Raw genomic sequence first — 8,559 nt, 5'->3', positions numbered from 1 at the left:
TGCCCCGGGAGTTGTCGGTGCGCAGCCACATGAAGGGCACCGAAACGACGCACGTGATGGCGTCCCGGCGCTACGTCCTCGACCAGTTGCGCATCCTGAGCTGGCTGGCCGTCGACCCGGCCTCGCCCCGCTCGATTCGGATCCTGGCACGGCTCTGGTGGTTTCCCGCGTGGCTGGCGCTGGTCGCGGAGATCGCGAGCTTCGGGCCGCAGCGGCGGTTGCATCTGAAGACGTTGGCGCGGGCGCCCTTTCGCGAGTTTTCGTACGCCCGCAGGCTAGCCGAAAATCTCGGCGGTCAGGCCGAACTCGCCGAACGTGCGTGAGACGTCCTCGCGCAGCGCGCCTTGAGAGTTCCTCCGGCCCGGAAGGTAGGCGTTGACCGCAACGAAGATCTTGCCCGCGCCGCGCCCGGAAGCCAGGAACAGCTGTCCACCGACGCGCTCGAGGGCGCGCCTGTTGATGCCGGGTTCGATCAGCCTTCCGGACGCGTAATCGGCGTCGGTGCCATCCGGACGCATCACCTCGGGCTGCATGTCTCCGATATTGCTGCAACCGATGGGACGGGCGGCTGCACCAAGCCCCATTCCCGCCGCCCGGCGGGCCACCCACTTCGGGGTCAACGAGGTCAGCGGCAGCGGACCAAGGAGTTCGTCGGTGATCCCGGCCAGGTCGGCGAACGCCTGCTTGAATTTCAGACGCGCTTCCCCAAGGTCCGTGGACAGGCGCGTCGGGTCGAGGGAAACGGTGGGGAACACCACGGCGTTGCCGCGCGTATCGTCTTCGGCGCGGTCGCTGATCGGGAACGACAGGGTGACCGTTCCGTCGTCGCACACGCGTCCCATTCGCACGCCCAGCCTGCCCGCGAATCCGGCGAGCAGCGTGAAGCTGTTTCCGCCAATGCTTTTCGCGCACGAATCCCATTCCCCCACGTCGAGGAAGGCGATCAATGAGGGCACCAGGACGCCGTGCTGATTGTCGCCGGCCCGCCGCGGGGCCGGTGGTGCCGACCTCATCGAAGCCACGACGTCCGCGCGCCGGCGCCGGGCAATGCGCACCGTTGCCCCCACCGCCTGCGCCAGTTCCGGTGCCGACGCGATGGTTTGGCGCGCATCCTGCAATATCGCCCGCCGGCGGGCGCGCGAACGGGGATAGGGATAGCCCAGGTAGCGGGTCCTCCCGCTGGCCGCGTCCGCGATCGCCTTCAGGATCCCGAGCCCATCGACCAGGGTGTGCGACGTCGTCAGGCACACCGCGTTCCCGCCGTCGTCCAGGGGGAGCACCCCGATGTGCCAGGCGGGTCCGTATTGGGGATCCAGCGGCAGGCGGGCCCGCTCATGAAGCCAGGCGTTCAGATCCGCACGGGGCCGCTGCCTTTGGGCGACTTCGATGTCGTCCGGCCCGCGGGAGACCACCCATCGATCACGCGCGAAAGGCAGCGGCGACGGTTCGACCAGCCGTCCCAACAGCCCGAAACCGAGATTGCGGTGGAATCGGCGCAAACCGTCCAGGTTTACCGGGCGGTCGTAGATCCACACGAACTGCACCAGCGCGCCGTAGCCAAGCGCCCGCAGACCGAGAAAGGACGCCTGGTCCATGTGTGCGAGCCGATTGTCCACGCGATCACGCTAGTTTATTTGCCGGCGGGGCGGGTCGCCGTGGCTCCGACGGCGGGTTGTTACGGTTGTAACCTGGCCGTTCCTGGCCAGAAACGCTTTCGACGAAGGTAGTGTGTTGCCCGTGGTTCAGTCTTCGATCCCTGCCGTACTGCGCGAGCGCGCGAGCCTGCAGCCTAACGACGCGGCATTCACATACCTTGACTACGAGCAGGATTGGGACGGCGTCGAAACCACGCTGACGTGGTCACAGTTGTACCGGCGCGTGGTCAACCTCGGCGAGCAGCTCAAAGCCCATGGGTCGACCGGTGATCGGGCGCTCATCCTGGCCCCCCAAGGCCTCGAATACGTCCTGGGCTTTCTCGGTGCCCTGCAGGCCGGGCTTGTCGCGGTCCCGCTGTCGGTTCCCTATGGCGGGGCCCACGACGAGCGCACCATCTCGGTGCTGGCCGACACGTCACCCGCGGTCGTCCTCACCACCTCCGCTGTCTCGGAACTGGTCGGCGCGTCGGTGCAGTCGCAGCAGGGGCAATCCGCACCCTCGATCGTCGAGGTCGATTTGCTGGACCTCGAGACGCGGCAGCGGCCCGCCGGCCCGCGACCCCGCGCCGGGGCGGGCGACGGGTCGGACTTCATCTATCTGCAGTACACGTCGGGGTCCACCCGCACCCCCGCGGGCGTCATGGTCTCCAACAAGAACGTGTTCGCCAATTTCGAGCAGATCATGGGCGACTTCTTCGCGCCCGAGGGTGGGATCACCCCACCCGGCATCACCGTGGTGTCCTGGCTGCCCCTCTACCACGACATGGGCCTGCTCTTGGGAATCCTGATGCCGATCCTGGCGGGCGTGCCGACGGTGCTGTCCAGCCCGGTGGGGTTCCTGCAGCGACCCGCCCGCTGGATGCACATGATGGCCAAGCACGACTGCACGATTTCGGCGGGGCCGAATTTCGCGTACGAGCTTGCGGTGCGCAAGACCTCGGACGCCGACATGGACGGTTACGACCTCGGCGGCGTGCACACCATCCTCAACGGCAGCGAGCGCGTGCAGCCCGCGACCCTCAAGCGATTCGCGGACCGGTTCGCCCGCTTCAACTTCGACACCAAAGCGCTGCGGCCTTGCTATGGCATGGCGGAAGCCACCGTATACATCGCGACGCGTCAGGTGGGCGACCCGCCCGAGATCGGTCACTTCGATGCCGAGAAACTGCCCGGCGGCCAGGCGGAGCGGTGCGAAACGGGAAGCGGCACACCGCTGGTCAGCTACGGCGACCCGAAGTCGATGCTGATCCGCATCGTCGATCCCGACACGGGCCGCGAGCGTCCGGAGGGACAGGTCGGCGAGATCTGGGTGCACGGCGAGAACGTCGCCGCCGGCTACTGGCAGAAACCCGAAGAAACGGACCGCACGTTCGGCGCGACGATCGTTGAGCCGTCCGCCGGCACGCCCGAAGGTCCGTGGCTGCGAACCGGGGACTCGGGGTTCTTCTCCGGGGGCGAGTTGTTCATCATCGGCCGCATCAAGGACCTGTTGATCGTCTACGGGCGCAACCACTCGCCCGACGACATCGAGGCGACGATCCAGGAGATCACCGCGGGGCGGTGTGCGGCGATCGCGGTTCCGGACAAGGGCGTCGAAAAGCTGGTCGCGATCATCGAGATGAAGAAACGCGGGGACTCCGAAGAGGAGGTCGTCGACCGGCTGCGCGGCGTGAAACGCGAAGTCACCTCGGCCATTTCGAAATCGCACGGGCTCAAAGTGGCGGACCTGGTTCTGGTGTCGCCCGGCTCGATCCCGATCACCACCAGCGGCAAGATCAGGCGGCACCAGTGCGTGGAGCTCTACCGGCAGGATGAGTTCGTCCGGTTGGACGCGTAGCGCTGTCGTCCTCCTTGAACGCCGAGATCGACGCTGGCGCGCAGTTCACTCGCACTTCTTCGTGCCAACGTCGATCTCGATAAGGATTCAGGCCGCTAGCGGAGCGGGTGGTTGCCGCGCCCGTTGCCGTTGGTCGCCCGGGGTCCGGCGGTGCTCGCGCCGAACAGCGGCAGCGAATTGTCGGCATCGTCCGCGGCGGACTGCTCGCCGTGCCCGTTGCCGTTCGAATGCCCATTTCCGTTGGCGCCGACGGTGATCGGCCGAGGAGACAGGAATTCCTGCCCGAACAGCGGCAGCGACTGACCCAGGTCGAGGTCGTCGTTAGCGTTGCCGGCCGACGCGGAATCCGGCGCCGCATCGCGCAGATCGTCGGTCACGCGGTCGGGCAGCCCGCTGAGGTCGAACAAGGGGAGCGCGTGCTCGGGCAGACGGGCGCTCGAGCGTTGGCCGTTGCCGGGAGCCGACCTCTTCTTGGCGACCCCGGTTGACCGCGGCCGACGTGACTTGGCGCGCGACTTGTGGCTGGGCGGAACGAGTTTCAGGCGGACCAGCAGGTCGTCGGGAATCAACGGCGGGGCAGCCCCACCCGTCCCCGCGGCAGCCGGGGCCAAGGCTTCGCGGTGGGGAATCACCTTCATCCGGACCAGTTGGTCGGTCAGCTGTTCCAGCTGTTGCTGCTTGCGCTGGTGGGCCGCGTAAACCTGGGCCGCGCTCTTGCCGAGATGCGATGGCCACCAGTTCTTCTGGCCGATCAGCGCGGCCATGGCCGGGACCGTAATGGTGCGCACCAGGAAGGTGTCGATCAAGATGCCCATCCCGAGGATGAAGCCGGCCTCGGCCATGGTGTAGATGCTGGCGGTCATCAACCCGAACATCGAGGCGGCGAAGATCAGTCCGGCCGAGGTGATCACCCCGCCGGTCGAACCCACGGTGCGAATGACGCCCACCCGCACCCCGTGCGGTGACTCGTCGCGGATGCGCGAGATGAGCAGCATGTTGTAGTCCGCGCCGACCGCGACGAGCAGGATGAACGACAGGCCGGGCAGGCTCCAGTGCAGGTTCTGTCCGAGGATCATCTGGAACACCAGAACGCCGAGACCCATTGCGGACAGATACGAAAGCAGCACCGAACCGATGAGGTACAGCGGCGCAATGACCGCCCGCAACAAGCCGACCAGGATCAGGAACACGATGAGGATGGTCGCGAAGACGATGAAACCGATGTCGTCGTTGTAATAGTTGCGCGTGTCGTCGAGTCCACTGGGCAGACCCGCCACCGCAACCTTGGCGTCCTCCAGCTGGGTGTTCGGCAACGCCGACTGTGCGGCCTTGACGATCTTCGGGATCTGATCCATGGCCTCGGTGGAGAACGGATTGATGGCGCTCTGGATGAGGTACCGCGCCGCGTGCCCGTCCGGCGAGAGGAAGATCGCGGCGCCCTTCTTGAACTCGTCCCTGGTCATGATCTGCGGGGGGATGTTGAAGCCCGCCATCGACGGATTGTTGTCGGTGTTGTGTTTCATGCTCAGCAGGAACTGCGAGGCCTCGCCGAGGCCGCTGCCGATGTTTCTGGTCTGGTCGACGAGTTCCTTCACGCCGCCGGCGATGGCGCGGCTGCCGTCGGCCAGCGCGTTGGCGCCCTGTTCGGCTTGGCCCATCGTGGTTTGCAGGTTCTTGATCGTCTTCATGGCGCCGGAGGCCTGGGTCAGCGTTTGCTGGACCTGGTCCAGCGTCTGCCCGACGGTCTGCGCTTTCCCCGCCGATTGCAGGTTGTGGGCCATGATCTTGATCGAGTTCAGGGTGCCATCGTTGTTGGCCTGCACCATCGCCGCCAGGCTCGCACGGGAATTCACGCAGCCCGGGTCGGCGTTGCAATCCGGGCTGTTGTTGAGGGCGACCAGCATCGGGCCGGCCCAGGCGGCGATGTTCTCGGCGTTCACCGTGGACATGCTCAGGTTGTCGCCGAGCTTCTTCATCTGCCCGGTCATCGCGGCGCCCTGGTCGAGCGCGTTGATGGTGCGGTCGCCGCCCACCATCTGCTCCATGGCCGTCAGCGCCGCGACCGCCGGCCCGAGGCTGGTCACCGCCCCGGTGACCTGATCGCGAAGTTGGGCCAGGGCATCGGCCAGCTGGTTGGAGCCGTTCACCAGCCGGTCCAGGTCGTTGCCGTGCTCCTGGATCTGGGTGGAGCCCTCGGAAAGCTTGTTGCCGACCTCTCCGGCCTGGAAAGACATCTTGGTCTGCTCCAGCGGTTCCCCGTTGGGCCGGGTCAAGCCTCGCACCATGGTGATACCGGGCAGCTGGCTCACCCGGCTGGCCATCTGCTCGAGGTCGGCGAGGGCGGACGGCGTCCTCAAGTCGTGGGACGGTGACTTGACGAAGAGCACCATGGGGGTGAGCGCGTTCGCCGGGAAATGGGCGTTCATCGCCTCGTATCCCTTGGAGCTGTCCACGGACGCCGGCATCGTCTTGAGATCGTCGTAGTTAAAGCGCATCACGCTCGTGCAACTGGCCAACGCGATGAGCACGACCAGGCTCCCGATCAGATGGATCTTGGGGCGGCGCACGACGCGCGTTCCGATGATCCGCCAGGTCCGAGTGGTCCGGTCGCGTCCGGGCTTGATCCAGCCGCGGCGGCCGGCGAGCACCAGCAGGGCGGGCAGCAGTGTGACCGCGGACAGCAACGCCACCAGGACGGAAATCGAAATGGCCGGGCCGACGGCCGAAAACACCTGCAGCTTGGTGAAGGCCATCGCCAGGAAGGCGACCGCGACGGTGGCGGCCGATGCCGTGATGACCTTGCCGATCGACATCAGCGCCATCCTGACCGCTTGATCGGAGGCATGGCCGTGCCGCACATAGTCGTGGTAGCGGCTGATGAGGAAGACGGCGTAGTCCGTTCCCGCGCCGACCATGACCGCGGTCATCAACACGAGGCTCTGCAGGATCACCGGCAGGCCGAACTGGGTGCTCAGCCCCGACAAAAGGCCCTGCGATGTCGCGATGGATGCGCCGATGTTGAGCAGCGGCAGCAACATGGTGACCACGTTGCGGTAGATGATGAACAGGATGATCAGGACGGCCGCCACGGTGCCGATCTCGATGAAGTGCGCGTCTTCCATCGCCATTTCGGTGGCGTCGGCGAGGGTGGCCAGCGGCCCGCTCACGTAGGCGGTCAGCGACGTTCCTGCGGTTACCTGTTTGGCGATGTCCTTGACGTGGTGGTAGCCCGCGATCGTCGTGGGAGCGGTGGCCGCGCCGGGGAACGAAACCGGCAAGATGAAGGCCTTGCCGTCCTTGCTCGCCAGGACCTCGCGCATCTGGGGGGTAGTGAGGAAGTCCTGCACCGTCATGGTGTCCGCTTTGTCCTGGTGCAGCTTGTCGACCAGCTTGGCGTAGACCGCCTCGTCGGCGGGCGAAATGCCGTGCTCGTCGGTCAGCAGGATCATCAGGAGGGAGCCGCCGCCGCCCAGCGGATTGTCGCCGCCCCCGTCCCCGGCGGCGTCCCCGCCCTTTTTGGCGTCTCCGGGAGCCTTGGCGGCCGCGGAGGACTTCCCGGGCGTGGCGAAGGCCTCGGCCATTTCCTGGTTGACGAGCACCGTGGGGGCGTTGTCCGGCAGGGGCTTTTGCTCGTGCCTGCCGGCCTCTACCATCAGCGGCGGAAAGACCAGCCACAGGATGGCGGCGACCGCGATCCACCCGGCGATGACAAGCAGCGGCCACCGCACGACGATGTCGCCTATGCGGTCGAAGATTCCCCCAGGCTTGGCTGCCTCGCCCGTGCCAGTCCGGCTCGACACCCGATTAACCCTACAATCAAGCCCGCCGTCGCGCGGAGTAATCAAGATCTACGCGCCGACCGTGATCCCGCCGTGATCTTGACAGTGAATCCGCTGCTCAGCGCCCCGGAATCCGGTGCGCGGACTTGCCCAAAGTCCCGGTCGGCGACGAGGTCGAGCCGCCGATCCGGCGTGGGGCGCGGCGGATCCGTGTAACACTCTCCCCATGGCCATCGGTTACCGCCTGCAATCCAACCCGCTCGTCGGCAAGCTCACCACGAAGTACTTTCTGCCCCTTGGCACCCGCCAGGTCGGCGACGACGTGGTTTTCTTCAACTTCGGCTACGAGGAAGACCCGCCGATGGGCCTGACGCTGGCGGCGTCCGACGAGCCCAACCGATACTGCATCCAGCTCTACCACGTGACCGCCGCGCAGGTGGATCTCACCGGCAAGAAGGTGCTCGAGGTCAGCTGCGGGGCCGGCGGGGGAGCGTCGTACATCATGCGCAACCTGGGCCCGGCCTCCTACACCGGGCTGGACCTCAACCCCGCCAGCATCGACAAATGCCGGGAACGGCACCAGCTGTCGGGCCTGGAATTCGTGCAGGGCGATGCCCAAAACCTGCCCTTCCCCGACGAATCCTTCGACGCGGTGATCAACGTCGAAGCCTCCCATCAATACCCGGACTTTCCCGGATTCCTGCGGGAGGTCGCACGCGTGCTGCGCCCCGGGGGGCATTTCCTCTACACCGACTCCCGCCGCGCTCCCGTCGTGGCCGAATGGGAGGCGGCGCTGGCCGGCGCGCCGCTGCGCAAGATTTCGGAACGGGACATCGACAACGAGGCCAAACGCGGGCTGGACGCCAACACGCGACGCACCCAGCAGCAGATCAGCGGACGCCTGCCGGGATTCATGAACTCCCTGATCCGTTACGGCGTGGGCGTGCTGGACTGGGAGCTGCGCCGCTCCGGCGGGTTCTCTTATCGCGTCTACCACTTCGCCAAGGATTGATGCGGTCCCAGCGCGCAGCCGAGGCGAAAGGCCGAACTTTGTCATGAAGTTTGCCTTGGCAAGCTACGGAACTCGCGGCGACATCGAGCCGCTCGCGAGCGTCGGTCGCGAGCTGCAGCGCCGTGGCCATGACGTCCGGGTTGCGGTGCCGCCCAACCTGCTCGGCTTCGTGGAATCGGCCGGGCTGTCCGCGGTGGCCTACGGCCAGCGGGATTCCCAGCAGCAGCTCGACGAGGATTTCCTGCACAACTCGTGGAAGTTCACCAACCCGGTCAA

The 8,559-nt window shown here is 66.5% G+C and carries 5 protein-coding genes and 1 pseudogene; 4 read left to right on the top strand and 2 right to left on the bottom strand.

The features are described 5' to 3' along the window. Nucleotides 1-323, top strand: a pseudogene (locus tag A5673_RS18085) (glycosyltransferase family 2 protein); the annotation flags it as partial. Here A5673_RS18085 and A5673_RS18080 read toward each other — a convergent pair. Beyond that, on the bottom strand, nucleotides 276-1,616 hold the full coding sequence (locus A5673_RS18080; protein WP_231971128.1) for a hypothetical protein: 1,341 nt from the start codon (nucleotides 1,614-1,616) through the stop codon (nucleotides 276-278). The pseudogene A5673_RS18085 and the gene A5673_RS18080 overlap by 48 nt on opposite strands. Nucleotides 1,617-1,737: 121 nt before the next feature. Here A5673_RS18080 and A5673_RS18075 point away from each other — a divergent pair, with 121 nt between their 5' ends. After that, nucleotides 1,738-3,492, top strand: coding sequence for an AMP-binding protein (locus tag A5673_RS18075; RefSeq protein WP_068235244.1), 1,755 nt, complete (start codon nucleotides 1,738-1,740; stop codon nucleotides 3,490-3,492). Nucleotides 3,493-3,587: 95 nt separating this feature from the next. Here the strand turns inward: A5673_RS18075 and A5673_RS18070 are convergent, their stop codons facing one another. Beyond that, nucleotides 3,588-7,292, bottom strand: a complete 3,705-nt coding sequence (locus A5673_RS18070) for an RND family transporter (RefSeq protein WP_082958820.1) — start codon at nucleotides 7,290-7,292, stop codon at nucleotides 3,588-3,590. Between the two features lie 205 nt (nucleotides 7,293-7,497). On the opposite strand from A5673_RS18070, the gene A5673_RS18065 reads away from it, so the two are divergent. Next, nucleotides 7,498-8,283, top strand: coding sequence for a phthiotriol/phenolphthiotriol dimycocerosates methyltransferase (locus A5673_RS18065; protein WP_156748348.1), 786 nt, complete (start codon nucleotides 7,498-7,500; stop codon nucleotides 8,281-8,283). 43 nt (nucleotides 8,284-8,326) lie between these two features. Beyond that, on the top strand, nucleotides 8,327-8,559 hold a 233-nt coding region (locus tag A5673_RS18060; protein WP_197518416.1), incomplete at its 3' end, for a glycosyltransferase.

It is taken from the genome of Mycobacterium sp. E3198, from assembly GCF_001667015.1.
Classification (GTDB): Bacteria; Actinomycetota; Actinomycetes; order Mycobacteriales; family Mycobacteriaceae; genus Mycobacterium.
The sequence above is the reverse complement of the archived record's forward strand: the minus strand, read 5'-3'. Positions and strand labels throughout refer to the sequence as shown.

What these genes read in the sequence shown, in the direction of transcription:
- A5673_RS18065 (WP_156748348.1), top strand. Translation starts at nt 7,498, where the DNA reads ATGGCCATCGGTTACCGCCTGCAATCCAACCCGCTCGTCGGCAAGCTC.